Annotated in this window: 12 protein-coding genes; 4 read left to right on the forward strand and 8 right to left on the reverse strand. The window is 66.9% G+C overall.

The features are described from left to right. Positions 1-54 precede the first annotated feature (54 nt). Positions 55-2,646, reverse strand: a complete 2,592-nt coding sequence (locus LIW09_RS12045) for a collagenase (protein WP_256645841.1) — start codon at positions 2,644-2,646, stop codon at positions 55-57. 662 nt (positions 2,647-3,308) lie between these two features. Here LIW09_RS12045 and LIW09_RS12050 point away from each other — a divergent pair. Next, positions 3,309-3,971, forward strand: coding sequence for a GntR family transcriptional regulator (locus LIW09_RS12050; protein ID WP_256645842.1), 663 nt, complete (start codon positions 3,309-3,311; stop codon positions 3,969-3,971). Positions 3,972-4,192: 221 nt separating this feature from the next. Here the strand turns inward: LIW09_RS12050 and LIW09_RS12055 are convergent, their stop codons facing one another. The 7 genes from LIW09_RS12055 to LIW09_RS12085 all read right to left on the reverse strand — a co-directional run bounded on the left by LIW09_RS12055 (position 4,193) and on the right by LIW09_RS12085 (position 13,200). Beyond that, a complete protein-coding gene (locus LIW09_RS12055; RefSeq protein WP_256645843.1) occupies positions 4,193-5,056 on the reverse strand; it encodes a sulfite exporter TauE/SafE family protein in 864 nt (287 codons plus the stop codon). 61 nt (positions 5,057-5,117) lie between these two features. Next, on the reverse strand, positions 5,118-6,416 hold the full coding sequence (locus LIW09_RS12060; protein WP_256645844.1) for an aminotransferase class III-fold pyridoxal phosphate-dependent enzyme: 1,299 nt from the start codon (positions 6,414-6,416) through the stop codon (positions 5,118-5,120). 38 nt (positions 6,417-6,454) lie between these two features. After that, positions 6,455-7,432, reverse strand: coding sequence for a phosphotransferase (locus LIW09_RS12065; protein ID WP_256645845.1), 978 nt, complete (start codon positions 7,430-7,432; stop codon positions 6,455-6,457). After that, positions 7,416-9,773: a S9 family peptidase gene (locus LIW09_RS12070; protein WP_338064819.1), complete on the reverse strand. Its 2,358-nt coding sequence runs from the start codon at positions 9,771-9,773 to the stop codon at positions 7,416-7,418. Before LIW09_RS12070 ends, LIW09_RS12065 begins: the two co-directional genes overlap by 17 nt. A gap of 60 nt (positions 9,774-9,833) precedes the next feature. Next, entirely contained in the window at positions 9,834-11,042 is a 1,209-nt protein-coding gene (locus LIW09_RS12075) for a M24 family metallopeptidase (RefSeq protein WP_256645846.1), read from the reverse strand. A 98-nt stretch (positions 11,043-11,140) separates the two neighbouring features. Then, positions 11,141-12,412 carry an NAD(P)/FAD-dependent oxidoreductase gene (locus tag LIW09_RS12080; protein WP_256645847.1) on the reverse strand — a complete coding sequence of 424 codons (1,272 nt, stop codon included), beginning with the start codon at positions 12,410-12,412 and terminating at the stop codon, positions 11,141-11,143. A gap of 65 nt (positions 12,413-12,477) precedes the next feature. After that, complete coding sequence (locus LIW09_RS12085; RefSeq protein ID WP_256645848.1) at positions 12,478-13,200, reverse strand: AraC family transcriptional regulator; 723 nt, start codon at positions 13,198-13,200, stop codon at positions 12,478-12,480. 107 nt (positions 13,201-13,307) lie between these two features. Between LIW09_RS12085 and LIW09_RS12090 the strand changes: the two genes are divergently transcribed. The 3 genes from LIW09_RS12090 to LIW09_RS12100 are packed head-to-tail and all read left to right on the forward strand — an operon-like array spanning position 13,308 to position 16,853. Next, on the forward strand, positions 13,308-14,252 hold the full coding sequence (locus LIW09_RS12090; protein WP_256645849.1) for a proline racemase family protein: 945 nt from the start codon (positions 13,308-13,310) through the stop codon (positions 14,250-14,252). Between the two features lie 50 nt (positions 14,253-14,302). Further along, positions 14,303-15,211: a dihydrodipicolinate synthase family protein gene (locus LIW09_RS12095; protein WP_256645850.1), complete on the forward strand. Its 909-nt coding sequence runs from the start codon at positions 14,303-14,305 to the stop codon at positions 15,209-15,211. A gap of 55 nt (positions 15,212-15,266) precedes the next feature. Further along, the gene (locus tag LIW09_RS12100; RefSeq protein WP_256645851.1) at positions 15,267-16,853 is read left to right on the forward strand and encodes an aldehyde dehydrogenase family protein; all 1,587 of its coding nucleotides are present in this window, start codon (positions 15,267-15,269) and stop codon (positions 16,851-16,853) included. Positions 16,854-16,871 lie beyond the last annotated feature (18 nt).

Genomic DNA, 16,871 nt, shown 5'->3' on the forward strand with positions numbered 1-16,871 from the left:
GCTCCGGCCAACGAGCGCGCAGGGCCGTCAAGGCGACCCCGCGCACCCCACGCATCAGTACTCCACGCTGACCGACACGCCAGTGGATTTCTTCACGCCATACAGGCTGACATAGACATAGCCCGCCGGAGGATAGTTCACCACGACGGATTCATTGTTGCCGGCATTGGTCGAGCGATAGTTGTGATAATCGCGAGTCGCCCAGCTGCCCAGCGTATTGACGTAAAGATCGGCATTGCCGGTTCCGCCCTTCACGGTGATGCGCATGGACGAAATGCCGCTGGGAACATACACATACATGTACGCGTAATCGTTTGCTGCCACCGTGATGTTGCTGCGAACGCAATTGCGCCCCAGCGCCTGCGACGGGGCCGGGCATTCCGGCAAGCTTCCCCCGCCCGAGGTCACGGTGACAGTGCGCTGCACGGTTGCTGTCGCGCCGGCATTGTCGGTCACCTTCAATTGCACGGAATACGTCCCTGCGCTGGCATAGGCATGAGACGGATTGGCCGAGGTCGACGTGCCGCCGTCACCGAACGTCCAGGCGCGCGAAACAATGCTCCCGTCCGGATCGGTCGATCCATCGGTGAACTGCACCGCGAGACCACTGGCCGACGACGTGAAGCTGGCAACCGGCGGCTTGTTGGTCGACGAGGATGTCACCGTCACTTGCTTGGTGATGGTTGCCGTTGCACCGCGATCGTCGGTGACTTTCAGCACCACCGCGTAGGTTCCTGCGCTGGCATAGGCATGAGACGGGTTGGCCGAGACCGACGTGCCGCCGTCACCGAACGTCCAGGCGCGCGAAACAATGCTCCCGTCCGGATCGGTCGATCCATCGGTGAACTGCACCGCGAGACCACTGGCCGACGACGTGAAGCTGGCCACCGGCGGCTTGTTGGTTGTCCCACCGCAGCCACTGCCACCCGGCTGGGCCACGCAAGGCAGCCAAGCGCGGAAGTCCGCATCGTTGCTTGTCCCGATGCTGCGCATGAAATTGCCATAGCCGGTGTAGTTGCCGGGACGGGTGTAGCCCATGATCGAGTTCACCTGCGATGGCTGGCGTTCCATCATGTAGCGCACCGCCAGATAACCCCAGTTGTAGATCCGGGTCTGACCGCTGTTGTAATCATTCGCCTGGATCGCACTGAGGCTGTAAGTCGCCTTGGCGGCCTCATTCTGCGCGTCCGTATACGCGAGGTTCCGGTACGAATACGACATGTATTCGGCGAAACCTTCGATCCACCACACCGTGGGCTGCGTCAGGTAGGCGTTGAAGTCGCCATACATGTCGAAACGGCCATCGAGGTAGTGAATGTATTCATGCGTAAGGTTCCAGATTTCGAACGTCGGCCTCACCCACTCGGCCTCATACGCGATGAACCGACCCTGGTTGCCGACCACCGATGGGTCGCCTTCCAGATACATGCCGCCGTTGTTGGTGTCGATGCCGAAGATGGCCCCCGCATAGGTACCGTAGTCGGTGCTGCTGTTGAATATCACCATCTCAAGATTGGTGTTGTTGTCGTTCGCCACCGGCACGCGCCCGGTGTTCATCAGGTTGTGGAAGTAGCTTTCTTCGCCGCCAACAATGCTGCAGGTATTGGCCAGTTCGGACGACGTCATCTGCTGCGCGCGGAGCGTGAGCGTCGAACTGCAGGTGTAGCGGATCGGGAGCGCCGCGGATTCCACGGTGGCCTTGAAGTTGCAGAGCCCGTAATAACTGCAATTGGCGGAATCGTAGTAGTCCACCATCTCGCCAAGCCCCACCCACAGCGGCGCAGTCACGCCGGTGACCGACGACCGATCGACCAACGCCTTCACCCGCGAACTTGCAAGGCTCTTGAGCGAACCGGTGTATTGCAGGAAGCGCCCCAGCTCACGCCCGGAGTTGCTGACCAGGTAGTCGTTGGTGCCTCCCATCATGTTGAAGTTGCGATTGGCGAACCCGTACAGCGTATCGATGATCGAGTTGTCGGATTGCACCAGCTGCTGGAAGTCCGTGTTCTGATGCCCCCGGAACAGGACCGTGAAGGTGTTGTTGACTGCGGAAAGCATCCAGAAGTAGGCATCGTAGCTGCTGTTGTAACCATCCAGCAGACGCTTGACCACCGGCATGTAGCGTGCATTTTCAGCACTGCTGTCGATGAGGGTGACGTATTCCGCGAGAACTTCTCCGTGCACATCGTTCACAAGCCCGAAGTTTGCATTGTTCGCGAATGCATCCAATGCCGGCCGGATCGCATTGCGCAACGTGGCTCCGTAACTGCCGACCGCCGGGTCGTAGAACTGCACGTAATAGCCCGCGCGCAGGAACAGGATGAGTTGCAGCGCGCCATCGCGATTGGTGCCGTCGTAGCGGCCAGCCACCGTCGTCAGTCCGCTGGCGATCGTGGCCATTTTGGTTTCGGAGAACGTATTGGCGGCGATGCTGCCAGACAGCCCGAACAAGTCATTGATGCAACTGGTAGGCGCGCTGGTGACCGCGGTCACCAGCGCTTGTCCGCTGAGGCTTGCGAACTGGGTGCTGCTGCAGCTGGCCGCCGCCGTTTCACGCGCCCCCCTGTTCACGGCGATGGACGGCCGCTTCAGGACGTTCTTTCGCACGTCGGTCGCGTCGAATCCGGAACCCACCCAGCGGCTCATCGGCGCTTGCTGCGGCATTCGCTGCGATGCGTCAAGTTGTCGTTGCTGCACGTGGCGGCCGAAAATCTGCTGCTCGGTCTGCGGCGATTTCTCGATCGAGAGCGCTCTTGCCAGACTCCGCTGCGCATTGGTTCCAGACCGCAGCAGCGGGCTTCTGCGCTGTTCCGAACCGGCATGCGCCGGGGAACCGGGGCGCTGTACTGCTGACGCAGTCGCACCCGGGTCTGACGCGTGCTGGGGATGCCAGCTGGCAAGACTCTGACTTGCATACGCCATCACGCTGGCAAGTGCGGCAACGCCACCGATGGTTGCCCATCGGCTGGCACGGTTCTTGGGTAGTAATCGCATGACTGTTCTCCGTAGGTGGGTGATACGGCCTCATGGCCTCAATCAACAGCGCAGCTCCCGCGCACTGTCGTGGCATGTCCCGGCAGGCGCTGCCCCCGGTTGAAACGAACGGAACTGCCGCCGAAGCACGACCGACACCAATTCCCCAGTTCAAGAACGAGCGCGGCGCATGGCCAGACCCAGCCCCCTGCTGGGTCACCCGACTCCTGATCGGCTAACATATACGGTATACGGTAGACAAAAAAGAACCGCTCGTCGGAAATGCTTGGCGAGCAACTCATCGACTCAACATGGCGAGCCAGTACACTAGCCAGATGCGTGTCATCAGTCGCAGCCTTGCAGATCAAGCCTTTGAAATCGTCCGGGAACGCATCGTTTCGGCCGAGATCCCGCCGCTTTCTTCGATTCGGCAAGACGCGCTGGCCGGCGAACTTGGCATCAGCAAAATCCCGCTGCGCGAAGCGCTCACTCGACTGGAACAGAACGGGCTGCTTCGCTCGTCACCGAACAAGGGTTTCATCGTTCCTGCACTGAGCCCGGGCGAAGCCGAGGAGATTTTCGAACTCAGATTGCGACTGGAGCCCGATGCCGCCGCCCGCGCCTGCGCCAAGACCAATGACGCGCAGCGACGCGCAGCCACCGAGGCACACGCACGCCTGGAAGCGGTGGCTGGCGCCAACATGCGCGAAATCGCGGGCTGCCACCGCCAATTCCACCTGGCACTGGTGGCGTCGGACAGCCATTTGCTCACCATGCGCCTGCTCGAACGGCTGCACGCGCTTGCAGATCGCTACGTCTGTTTCCATTTGCAGCAACGCAGCCACCAACGGCGCGCCCGTGGCGAACACCGCGCATTGCTCGATGCCTGGCTCGCACGGGATGCGGATCGGGTACGGCAGCTGCTGGAAAAGCATCTTTCGACAACGCTGAAGGATCTTCGCGCGCAACTTGCAGGCACTACTCCAGCCGCAACATGACGCGACAGCGGCGCGCAACTCGCTCCGGTCTCACCGCCAACAACACGGCCCCTCGATTCCGATCCGGCATCTGTAGTTTCGGCGAATGCCTGCGAAGAGATCGAATCCTGTACGGCGGGATGCCATCGACCAATTCCTTCGAACGGCTCACACCGGCGCCGGGACGGCGAGCAGGCGCCGTCGCTGATCGACAGGCGCCGGCGGAACAATCATCTGCGGCATCAGCCTGGCAGATCCGCGCTGGCGGCTTTCCTGCGGCCGGCGGCCGACCGCAGCAGCAGTGCGGCGGCATACAGCACGACCACCACCACACCCCAGCGCAGGGTCTCCAGCGGTAGCGACTTGATCACGTACGCTGCCAGCAAGACCGCAGGAATACCGCCAAGCGCAAGGCCGAGCACGACGCGCAGGTCAATGCGATTGCCGCGCATGAAACGCCACCCGCTTATCGGCATCAGGAACGCGCAACTTCCCATCATCACCGGGAACGCCGCGGTCGGATTGAGTCCCATCAGGCTGAGCAGGATCAAGGACGGCGCGTACAGGCCTATCCCGAATGCCATCAGCGCACCCAGCACGAAGTGCGCCAGAACCGCCACCCAGAAAAGCGGCCTGCCCAAGGCCAAGGCGTTGCCACCGGCAGGCAACATCCCCATATTGGCCAGCGCATACAGCACGGCCGCCATCAGCATGGCAAATCCAACTGCCACCTGGACGGTACGCAGCGGCACCCGCCCGACCAGCCGGACCCCGAACGTCGCGCCCATCACGGCCGACGCGATGCACGCCACCATGAGCAGGGCATCGACCCGGATCAAGCCGATGAAGATCAGCGCCTGCACCACGGTGGGCAGCGCATGCCCGCTATTCAGGGTCGCCGGGAGGAAATCATCCGGCACCAGCCTGCGCAACTTCAGCCAGGCCGTGGTGGGCGCGAACGAGCCGATGCCGAGGGTGTCGAAGAAATTGGTCACGGCCCCGACCAGAACGGCCTCGCCCTTCGGGCGCAACTCGCCTCGTCGCCTCGCTGTGGACACCAGCACCACGACGTAGGCGAGTCCGAGCAGCGACAGCAATCCCAGCAAGAGCGCTACCACCATGCGATTTCTCCGTTGAACAGCGGGTCACCCAGTGCGGGCGTGTTCACTACATCGAAGCCAGCACATCGTCCAATGCGGACAGGAATATCGCGGCCTGCTCCGCTGACAAAACAATCGGTGGCTTGATCTTCAGGACGTTGTCCAGCGGACCGTCGGTGGACAGCAGAATTCCCCGCATCTTCATCCGCTCCACGATCTCGTTCGCCTCCCGCGTGGCGGGTGCCTGCGTCGCCCGATCCAGCACCAGTTCCGCGCCGATGAACAAGCCGGCGCCACGCGCGTCGCCGATCAGGGCGTGCCGTTCCTGCAGCCGGTGGAGGCCATCCATCAGGTACGCGCCGACGGCGTCCGCGTTCTGGCGAAGGTTTTCGCGTTCGATGGCGTCCAGAACCGCCAGGCCGATTGCGCAGGAGACGGGGTTGCCCGCATAGGTATTGAAATACTCCATGCCGGTGATGAACGAATCGGCGATCTCCCGCCGCGCCACCACCGCGCCGACCGGATGTCCATTCCCCATCGGCTTGCCCAGCGTGACGATGTCCGGCACCACGCCTTGCCGCTGGAAGGCCCACCAGTGCGACCCCACGCGACCAAAGCCCACCTGCACTTCGTCAGCCACGCATACACCGCCTGCGGCGCGCACACGCGCGTAGGCATCCGCCAGATAGCCATCAGGCAGGACGATCTGCCCACCGCAACCCAATATCGATTCGCAGTAGAACGCCGCGAGCTTGCCGCCACGCGCATGAATGGCATCGATCGCCCCCGCGATGGCAGCCGAATAGTGGGCACCCGGCCCACCCGCGGCAGCCCGGTGTGCCCCCCGATAGCAATCAGGCATCGGGATCACCTGGACATGGTCGGCGCGTCCCGCCCCGCCCTTGCCATTGAACTTGTACGGGCTCAGTTCGATCATCGACGGCGAGTGCCCGTGATAGGCGTGATCCAGCACGATCACGTCACGGGCGCCGGCATGCGCACGCGCCAAGCGCAGTGCCAGGTCATTGGCCTCGGTGCCGGAGTTGGTCAAGAACACCACGCACAGCTCCGGCGGAAACGTCGCCAGAAGTGCCTGCGCGTAATCGACCATGTGGTCGTGCAGGTAGCGCGTATTGGTGTTGAGCAAGGCCATCTGGCGTTGCCCGGCTTGCACCACATCCGGATGGCAGTGCCCGACGTGGCAGACGTTGTTGACCATGTCCAGATAGCCGCGCCCATCCTCGTCGAACAGGTACGCACCGGCCCCGCGCACGATCTTCAGCGGTTCGCGGTAAGCCACGCTCAGCGTCGGGTTCAGATGCGCGCGGCGCAATGCGAGCAGGTCTTCGGGGGGGCGTGTTGGCATGTGATGGCAGGCAAATGCGGGCAGGAAGGGTGGCGTTGTCAGCCGAGCTGGCACAGCAGCGCGCGCAGCGCGCGCTGGGACACCAGGATGTAATCATTGTCGGGATCCAGGCGATGCGCGCGCGCCGCCATGAGGATGCTCTGGCAGAGGCGGGCACGGATGAAGTCCGGCAGCGCCTCCCGCTCTTCACGCAGCAACGGGGAAACCGACGCGTAGCCGGCAATCACCTCGTCCATCAGCAGCTGCGGGGCCGGCTTGTCCTGGACCGCATAGACGCAGGCGACCGCAAGATCGGCCAGGCGGAAGCCGTGGCACATGTCGCCGAAATCGATGATGGCGTGAACCGCGTTGCGCTGGCGATCGACAATGAGGTTGTAGTCGTTGGCGTCGTTGTGGATCACCTGCTGCGGCAAGGCCTTCCGCCATGCCGGCAGGCGCTCGGCGAAGACATCGACGCCCGCCTGCACCCGCTGTCGCAACGCCGGATCGCCGACCAGTGCGACGGCGTCGCGCAAATCCGGAAGCACGGTCAGGTTCCAGTCCTTGTGCCGAAGTGCCGCAGGGTGGCGGAAACCGGACAGGCCGATCGCCAGCCGCGCCACCTGCTCGCCGATGCTGCGTGCAAGGGTCGCATCAACGGGGACCTCGGCCAGCAACGGTCCGTCGATGAAATCGATCAGCCGCGCATGCGCGACCCTGCCATCGTCAAGCCGCAGGGGCAGCATCGGCTCCCCTTTCAGGGCTGGCCGCAGGCGGGGCGTGCGCGCACGGCAGCGCACGCGCTGGAGGTGCAACAGGGCCTGGTTCTCGAAATCCAGCAGGTCTTCAGACCAGTGGGGGTTGGCGATCTTGAGGACGAAATCCCCCGCTGCGCACCGTACTCGACGATTGTGATCGACATACGAAGGCAATGGCGACAGCGTGCCCTGCAAGCCCCACGCATGCCGCACCAGTGCTGCCAGCGCGGCATCATCCGGCGGTGACCAGCCGCCGGGCTGGTCATCCACGCGATCCACGCGCCTCCCCTGCCGGGGCTGCGTTCCAATCCGGCGTCGCGCGCCTCAGCAGATGGCGCACGAAGAAATCGAACTTGCGCCGCTGGATGTAGTCGATGGGCTCCTGCGAGCGGCCAACGCCGTGACCCGCGCCGGGCACGGCGAGCAGATCGAAGTCCTTGCCGGCGCGGATCAGCGCATCGGCCACCTGGTAGGTGGAGGCCGGATCGACGTTCTCGTCCTGCTCGCCGACGATCAGCAGCAGGTGGCCACGCAGCTTGTCCGCGTTGTCCACGCCCGACGCGCGCGCGTAGCTGTCGTCGACCGGCCAGCCCATCCACTGCTCGTTCCAGCTGAGCTTGTCCATGCGGTTGTCGTAGCAGCCGGCGTAGGCCACGGCGACGGTGTAGAACTCCGGATGGAACTCCAGCGCGCCCAGCGCGTTCTGCCCGCCGGCCGACGCACCGTAGATGCCGACGCCGCCGCTGATGTCGTAGGACGGATCGCGCGCGGCCATCGCCCTGTGCCAGGCGATGCGGTCGGGAAAGCCGGCGTCGCCGAGGTTCTTCCAGGCCACGTCGTGGAACGCCTTGGAGCGGTTCATCGTGCCCATGCCGTCGATCTGCACGACGATGAAACCGAGGTCGGCCAGCGCCTGCGCGCCGATCAGGCGTTCGTTGCTGGATTGCGCGTCGAACGGCCAGAACTTCTTCTGCACGTGCGCATCGTGCGGGCCGGCGTAGATGCTTTCGATCACCGGATACTTGCGCGACGGATCATAGTGCGTGGGCCGCACCACCAGTCCCCAGATCGGCGTCTTGCCGTCGCGGCCGGGCGCGACGAACGGTTCGGGCGGCTTGTAGCCGGCGGCAAACAGCGCGCTGGCATCGCCGCGTTCGACTTCCGCAATCAGGCGGCCGTCGCGCGCGTCGCGCAGTTCGGTGACGTCGGGCTGGTCGAGCCGCGACCAGGTATCGACGTAGTGCGCCAGGTCCGGCGACAGGCTGATCTCGTGCCAGCCGTCGCCGGGCGTCATGTGAACGAGATGCCTGCCATCGAAATCGACACGATAGAAATGCTGCATGTACGGATCGCCCGGCTCGCGGCCGTTGGCGGCGAACCAGACCTGCCGCCGCGCCTCGTCCACCTTCACGATCCGCCGCACCGCCCACGGCCCGCGCGTGAGCTGGCGCAACCGGCCGCTCTTGCCATCGACCAGGTAGAGGTGGTTCCAGCCGTCGCGCTCGGACTGCCACAGGATCCGTTCGCCGCGATTGCCGGCATCCACGAATTCGGCGCGATACCACCAGCTGTTCACGAAGGTCTTGCTGGACTCTTCCACCACGCTGCGCGCCGCGCCGCTGCGCGCATCGACTTCGATCAGCCGCACGCGCTTGAAGCCGCGCTCGACGAAGCGGAAGGCCAGCGTGTTGCCGTCCGCGCGGAACTGCAGCGGCGACATCTCGTAGGGATTGGCGAACAGGGCGTCCGATACGTCGATGCGGCGGCCACTCGCCGCCTCGAAGATCACCGGTCGCTCGATATCCACCGGGTCGCCGGCCTTCGGATAGAGCTGGGTCTGCAGCGTTGGCTGCAGCTGATCGCGCGGCGAGGTGTCCACGCGGGTGATGCGGCGCTGCAGTCCGGGACGCACGCGGTACAGCGCGACGCGACTGGAATCCGGCGACCACACGATGGTTTCCGGATCATAAAAATCGCCCGGCGAGCCGTCGCGGCTGAGAATGCGGGTTGCGCCGTCGGCGAGGGTGCGCAGCACGAGATTGTCGCCCGCAACGAACGCCTCGTATTTGCCATCGGGCGAGCGGTGCGGCGCGTCATCGGCCGGCAGCGACAAGTCACGCACCACGCCCCAGGCGCGCGGGCGGGACTTGTCGATCTCATCACCGATGCGCTCGCAGCGATAGGCATCGCCGAGTTCGCAGCGCACGCGGCCAGCATCCGTCCGTGCGCGGATTGCGCGCGTGCCTTCTTCGTACTCGAAGTCGGAAAATGGCAGGCGGCGCGCGTCGAAGGATCTTCCCAGCGTCTTGCCGAGCGCGATCGCCAGCGTCTGCTGATCGAAGGCTGGCTGCGCCTGCGCGTCGCCGACACGGCGCACGACGAACTCGAAGCCACCCTCGGCGGTGCGCCGGTAGCGGTAGCGCTCGGCGTCGATCCACGTCGCCGGGCCGACCAGTCCTTTCGTCAGGTATATCCATTGCTCGCGCAGGTGCAGCGAACGGCGATAGACGGCTTCGTCGGGCGCTCTCGGCGTGGCGGTGTGCGCCACTGCCTGCGCGGCGGCGCTGGCGAGCAGCAACATCGCGATGCAACCGGCAGGAACGGTGCGAAGAGCGGACATGCAAGGCATCCAGGAATATCCGTACCGTCATTCCCGCGCAGGCGGGAATGACGAGCGAAATCAGTCGGCAAAGGGACAGTCGATGGCGATCGATGGCGGCGTGAACCACTGCGCGCCGGTGGCGGTGACGAAGAAATGGTCTTCCAGCCGCACGCCAAAGCCCCCCGGCACCACGATCATCGGTTCGTTGCTGCAGCACATGCCCGGCGCCAACGGCAGCGCGTTGCCGCGCACCAGGTAGGGCGCTTCGTGGATGGCCAGCCCGCAGCCGTGGCCGGTGCGATGCGGCAGGCCGGGCAAGCGGTAGCCGGGACCGAGGCCGGCCGCTTCCAGCACGTCGCGCGCGGCCCGATCCACGTCCTCGCAGGCCACGCCGGGGCGCACCGCGTCGAACGCCGCCTGCTGCGCGGCGCGCTCCAGGTTCCAGATGCGCACCTGTTCACCACCCGCGCGGCCGAAGCTCCAGGTGCGGGTGATGTCGGCGTTGTAGCCTTCGACGCTGCAGCCGGTGTCGATCAACACGAGCTCGCCTTCGCGCAGCCGCTGCACGCCGGGAACACCATGCGGGAACGCGGTGGCGTGGCCGAACTGGACGATGCAGAAGGTCGAGCCGCCGTCTGCGCCCAGCACGCGGTGGGCGTTGTCGATGAAGCGCACCAGCTCGTCGCTGCCGATGCCTTCACGGGCGATGCCGGCGGCGAGGCGGTGCACCTGCAGGGTGATGTTGCAGGCGTGCTGCATCAGCGCCAGTTCGGCCGCCGACTTGCGCATCCGGCAGCCGTCGATGACCGGCTGCGCGTCGAGGATCGCATCGGCCTGCACATGCCTGCGCAATCCGGCATGGATGCGGAACGCTGCCTCGGGGTCCAGTGCCAGCCTGCGCGCGCCGCGTTCGGCCAGCGTGCGGGCAACCAGCGCGTGCGGATCCTCGTGTTCTTCCCACAGGCGCTTTTGCACGGGAATCTTCAGCACCGCATCCAGCGAGCCTTCCTCGAATGCCGGGCAAACCAGCACCGGATCGCCCTGCATGGTCAGCAGCATGGCCACCAGCCGCTCGCTGGCACCCCACGGCACCCCGCTGAACCAGCGCAGCGATGCGCCCGCGGTCACCAGCAATGCGTCCGCGCCACCGTCACGCATCAGCGCGCGAGCGCGTTCCAGCCGCGCTTCGTATTCCATGCCGGTGATCGCGGCGGGCCGCCCCGGCAATGGCGTGGAGAGCAGCGCGTGCGCCTGCGACATCGACAGCTGTCCGATCTGCTCGTTCATGGAGGACTCCGGCGTAAACCGTGTCCATCCTCGGCGCGATACCCGGCGCGGACTAGCGTCGATCCGACCGGCACCATGCGGACTTCGGCACAATCAACTCAGGCGAAGCGGCCCAGGTCGAATGCTGCCGACGCCACCGCGCCGGGCCTGCCCGCACACAGATCGGCCAGCAGTTCGCCGCTGATCGCCGCCAACGTCAAGCCAAGGTGCTGGTGGCCGAAGGCGTAGGCGAGGTTGTCGAAACATTCGCTGCGACCCAGCGCCGGCAGGTAGTCCGGCAGGGTCGGGCGCGCGCCGAACCACGGCACAGGTTCGCCCCGCACCGGGATACCGAGCTGCTCGACGTGTTCGCGCAGCCGCGCCCACTTGCGCAGATCCGGCGGCGTGTCGATGCCGGCGTATTCGACGAAGCCCGCCGCGCGCAACCCACCGGCAAAGCGGGTGAGGATCATCGAGCGATCCTCGAACACCACCGGCGGCAGCGCTGGCCAATCGTGCGCCGCCCAGTGCAGGTGATAGCCACGCTCGGCGACCAGCGGCGCGCGCACGCCCAATGCGTCCATCAGCGCGCCCGAGCGCACGCCGGCACAGACCAGCACCAGGTCGGCGTCCAGGCGGGTGCCGTCATCGGCGATGGCGTGGACACGGCGACCCTCGCGCCGCAGTGATTGCACGCGCAGCGACCGCTGGATGCCGCCCGCCTGGGCGAAGGCCGCACCCAGCCGCTGCGCCAGCGCAGGCAGGTCGGCGATTTGCGCGGTGCCGTCGAAGGCGATGCCGCCCGCGATCGGCGCCGCCAAGTGCGATTGCAGCGTTGCGCGCCGTGCATCGCCGAGGGCGGACAAGGTCGTCGTGCCGATGTCTGCGCCACGCCATGCGGCTTCGCCACGCCGCGCGCCGGATGCGCTTTCCCAACACACCCAGTGCCCCTGCTCATGCAGCAGTTCCGGCGCGTTGATCGATTGCGCCAGCCTGCGCCATGCGGGCAAGGCGTCCGCCAGCAGACCGCGAAGAGCCGTGCGTCCGGCATCGAAGCGCGACGGCACGCACGCGCGCAGGTAGCGCATGACCCAGGGCAGTCGGTGCAGCGGCTCGCGCAGATCCAGCGGCCCGCCAAATGCATGCCAGCGCCGCGGCGCGCTGCGCAGCGTGGCCAGCGAGGCCAGCGGCTGCACTTGCTCGGTGGCGATATGCCCGGCGTTGCCCCAGGACGAGGCCACGCCGCCCGCATCGGGGTCGAGCAGCGCCACCTGCCAGCCGTCGCGCTGCAGCGCCAGCGCGCAGGCGCGCCCCACCACACCACCACCAACGACCAAAACGGATGCGGACGACGAGGTCATGCGTGCGGCACGGCGTGGCGGAGGCGTCATGCTAGGCGCATGCCGCCGTTCCGGCTATGCCGCAATCCGCATCACGAAGACGGATCGCGGACGGATCAGCCGCCCACGCCGGCGACCAGCCGCCGGTAGTCGCGGGGGGTGGCGCCCACCGACGCCTTGAACTGCCGGCTGAAGGCGCTCTGGTCACTGAAACCGCAGGCCTGGCCGATCGCGGCGATGCTGTCGCCGCCGCGCAGCAGCTCCAGGGCCGCCTCGATGCGCAGGCGCGTCAGCCACTGCTGCGGAGTGAGGTGAAACACGCGGTGGAACTGCCGCTCCAGCTGCGACAGCGACAGCCCGGCCAACGCCGCCAACGCCTGCATGCGCACGCCTTCGCCGTAGTGCGCCTCCATGTGGTCGAGCACGCGACGCAGGCGGGCGAAGCCGGGATGGCGGCCATCCGGCTGCTGCAGATCGTGGGAAATGCCGATCAGGCCGGCGATGCCGTCCGCCTGCCGCAGCGGCGTCTTGTGGGTCAGGCACCAGCCCGGCGCGCGGTTGGGGAACAGGTGGATTTCCAGCTGGTTGGCGATCGCCCGGCCGGCCAGCACGCGCCGATCCTGTGAAGCGTAGGCGTCGCCCAATCGTTGCGGGAACAGTTCGGCGGGCGTGCGACCCACCACCTCCTCGCGCCGGCTCAGGCCCAACCGGCGCACCAGGGTCAGGTTGGCATGGGTGTAGCGCCCGCGCGCGTCCTTGATGAAGAACACGGTGTCGGGCAACGTGTCCAGCAGCTTCTGCAGCTGGTCGGCATCGACACGGACAGGCAGCATCTCCATGGCCCGGATCATACGGCCGAAGCGGCCGATGAATTGTGCCGATTTCGGCATCTCATTCGCCGGAACATGGCTAGACGGGCACGGCCGGCTGGCGGATGCTGGGCGGCATGCGCAAGATCGACTACATCGATTCCCACACCGGCGGCGAACCGACCCGCGTGGTGTTGTCTGCCCTGCCCGGCATGGACCGCGGCACGCTGGCCGAGCGCCGCGCTGCACTGCTGCGCGACCACGACCGCTGGCGCAGCATGATCGCCTGCGAACCGCGCGGCTCCGACACCATGGTCGGCGCGCTGCTGCTGCCGGCGGAAACCGCCGGTTCGGTGGCGTCGGTCATTTTCTTCAACAACGTCGGCGCGCTCGGCATGTGCGGCCACGGCACCATTGGCGTGGTACGCACCTTGGCCCACCTGGGCCGGATCACGCCGGGTCGCCACACCATCGACACGCCGGTCGGCAGCGTGGTCGCCGAACTGCACCACGACGGCCGCGTCAGCCTGGACAACATCGAGAGCTACCGTCACGCGCAGGGCATCGCGCTGGACGTGCCCGGCATCGGCCGCGTGCGCGGCGACGTGGCCTGGGGCGGCAACTGGTTCTTCATCAGCCAGGATGCAGCGCTGCCGCTGGACTACGCGCACTGGCGCGAGCTGACCACCTGCACCGTCGCGATCCGCGACGCGCTGGAAGCCGCCGGCATTCGTGGCGCCGACGGCGCCGAGATCGACCATGTCGAGCTCAATGCCGAGCCCGTCGATCCGGCCAACCACGCGCGCAACTTCGTGCTGTGCCCGGGACTGGCCTACGACCGCTCGCCCTGCGGCACCGGCCTGTCGGCCAAGCTGGCCTGCCTGGCGGCCGACGGCAAACTGGCGCCTGGCGAGACCTTCCGCATGGAAAGCCTCATCGGCAGCGTATTCGAGGGCCGTTACCAGCCGGCCGCCGGCGGGCGCATCCATCCGCGCATCACCGGCCGCGCCCATCTCTCCGGCGAGGGTCGGTTGCTGGTTGAGGACGACGACCCCTTCGCTTGGGGCATCGTCGCGAGCTGAGCGCGGCGCCGCCCCTTTTTTCTTTCGTTCGCCCCTGACGGATCACCCCCATGAACAAAGCCACTTTCTGGCGCGGCGTCGTGCCGGCCATCACCACACCGTTTGCTGCCGATGGCGACATCGACCACGCCTTCCTGGCCCGCCACGCCAACTGGTTGATCGACGCCGGCTGCACCGGCATCGTCCCGCTGGGTTCGCTGGGCGAAGGCGCCACGCTGTCGTTCGAGGACAAGCTCGCCATCGTGAAAACCCTGGTCGAGGCGCTGGGCGAGCGCGCGCCGGTGATCCCGGGCATCGCCGCGCTGTCCACCGATGAGGCAGTGCGGCTGGCACAGGAATGCGAGCGCCTGGGCGCGCGCGGACTGATGGTGCTGCCACCCTACGTGTATTCCACCGACTGGCGCGAAATGGGCGCGCACGTGCGCGCGGTGGTGCGCGCCACGAAATTGCCCGTGCTGCTCTACAACAACCCGGTCGCCTACAAGACCGACTTCAGCGCCGAGCAGATCGCCGAATTGGCGGCCGAGTTCCCGCAGATCGAAGCGGTCAAGGAATCCTCCGGCGACATCCGCCGCTTCGCCGCGATCCGCGCGCTGATCGGCGACCGCCTCGAGCTGATGGTGGGCATGGACGACGCCATCGTCGAAGGCGTGACGATGGGCGCGACCGGGTGGATCGCCGGCGTGGTCAACGCGTTCCCGGCGGAATCGGTGCGCGTGTTCGAGCAGGCCCGCGATGGCGGTTCGGACGCCGCGATGGCGCTCTACGCCTGGTTGCTGCCGCTGCTGCGCATGGACACGGTGCCCAAGTTCGTGCAGCTCATCAAACTGATGCAGCAGCGCGTGGGCCAGGGCAGCGAACGCGTGCGCGCGCCGCGGCTGGTGGTGGAGGGCGCGGAGCGTGACGAAGCGCTACGCATCATCGACCATGCCATCGCCACGCGACCGAAACTGCAATGACGTTTGCTCGTCATGCCCGCCTTCGCGGGGATGACGAACCGGAATCCTGCGAGCAATGGTGGGTGATATGGAACAGGTACTGATCGCCGGCGAATGGCGCGCGCCGATCGACGCGACGGGCAGCTTCCGCGCGCTGGACCCGGCCACCGGCGAGGCCATCGGCCCGGCGTTCCCGCGCTCCGGCGCGGACGACGTCGAACTGGCGGTGGTGTCGGCTGCGCAGGCCGCCGATGCGCTGGCGGCAACGGAGCCCGCGCACATCGCCGATTTCCTCGACGCCTATGCCGACGCCATCGACGCGACGAAAGACGAGCTTGTCGCCACCGCGCACGCGGAGACCGGCTTGCCCATCTCGCCACGCCTGGCCGAGGTCGAACTGCCGCGCACCAGCGGCCAACTGCGGCAGGCCGCGCAGGCGGTGCGCGATTATGCGTGGACGCAGCCGGTCATCGACACCAAGGCCGGCCTGCGCGCCCACTTCGCGCCGCTGCACAAGCCGGTGCTGGTGTTCGGCCCCAACAACTTCCCGTTCGCGTTCAACGCGGTGGCCGGCAGTGATTTCGCTTCCGCCATCGCCGCGCGCAACCCGGTCATCGCCAAGGCGCACCCCTCGCACCCTGCCACCAGCAGACTGCTGGCGGCGCTGGCGCACGATGCTGCGGTGGCCTGCGGGCTGCCGGCAGCCAGCGTGCAACTGCTGTACGACATCGAGCCCGCGCTGGGCCTGCGCCTCGCCGGTGATCGCCGGTTCGGCGCGATCGGGTTTACCGGCAGCCGTACTGCCGGGCTTGCATTGAAAGCGGCAGCCGATGCCGCAGGCATCCCGATCTTTGCCGAGATGTCCAGCGTGAATCCGGTGTTCCTGCTGCCGGGCGCGCTGCGTGAACGCGGCGCGACGCTGGCGCAGGAGTTTTTCGCCTCCTGCACGATGGGCAGCGGCCAGTTCTGCACCAATCCGGGCATCGTGCTGGTGCCGGCCGGCGCGGATGGCGATGCGTTCGTCGCGTGCGCGGCAGAAAAGTTCGAGGCCGCCGCACCGATGGTGCTGTTCTCGCAGGGCGTGCAGCGGCACCTGGCCGATGCCGTGCAGGCGCTGCGCGCCGCCGGCGCACGGGTGGAGGCGGGCAAGGCGCAGGCCGGGGGCCCCGGCTTCCGCTACGCACCCACGCTGCTGGCAGCGGATGGCGCCGCCTTCCTCGCCAACGCGCAGGCGTTGCAGCGGGAAGCGTTCGGCCCGGTCTCGCTGCTGCTGCGCTACCGCGACGAGAACGAAGCGGTGGCGCTCGCCCACGCCTTCGACGGCAACCTCACCGGCTCGCTGTTCGCTGCCAGCGACGGCAGCGACGATGTCGCCTGGCGCCGCATCGCCGCCGCCCTGCGCCCGCGCGTGGGCCGGCTGATCGACGGCAAATGGCCCACCGGCGTCGCGGTCAGCCCGGCCATGCAGCACGGCGGGCCGTATCCCAGCACCAGCCACGCCGGCTTCACCTCGGTGGGCATGCCGGGCGCGATTCATCGCTTCGCGCAGTGGCAGAGCTTCGACAACGTGCGCGATGACCGCCTGCCCCCCGACCTGCGCGATGCCAATCCGTTTGGCATGCAGCGGCGGGTGGACGGCGTGTGGAGCGACCACACGCCCTGAACCGGGCGCACCTGCCGC

The sequence above is a fragment of the Thermomonas paludicola genome (genome assembly GCF_024498955.1).
Taxonomy (GTDB): domain Bacteria; phylum Pseudomonadota; class Gammaproteobacteria; order Xanthomonadales; family Xanthomonadaceae; genus Thermomonas; species Thermomonas paludicola.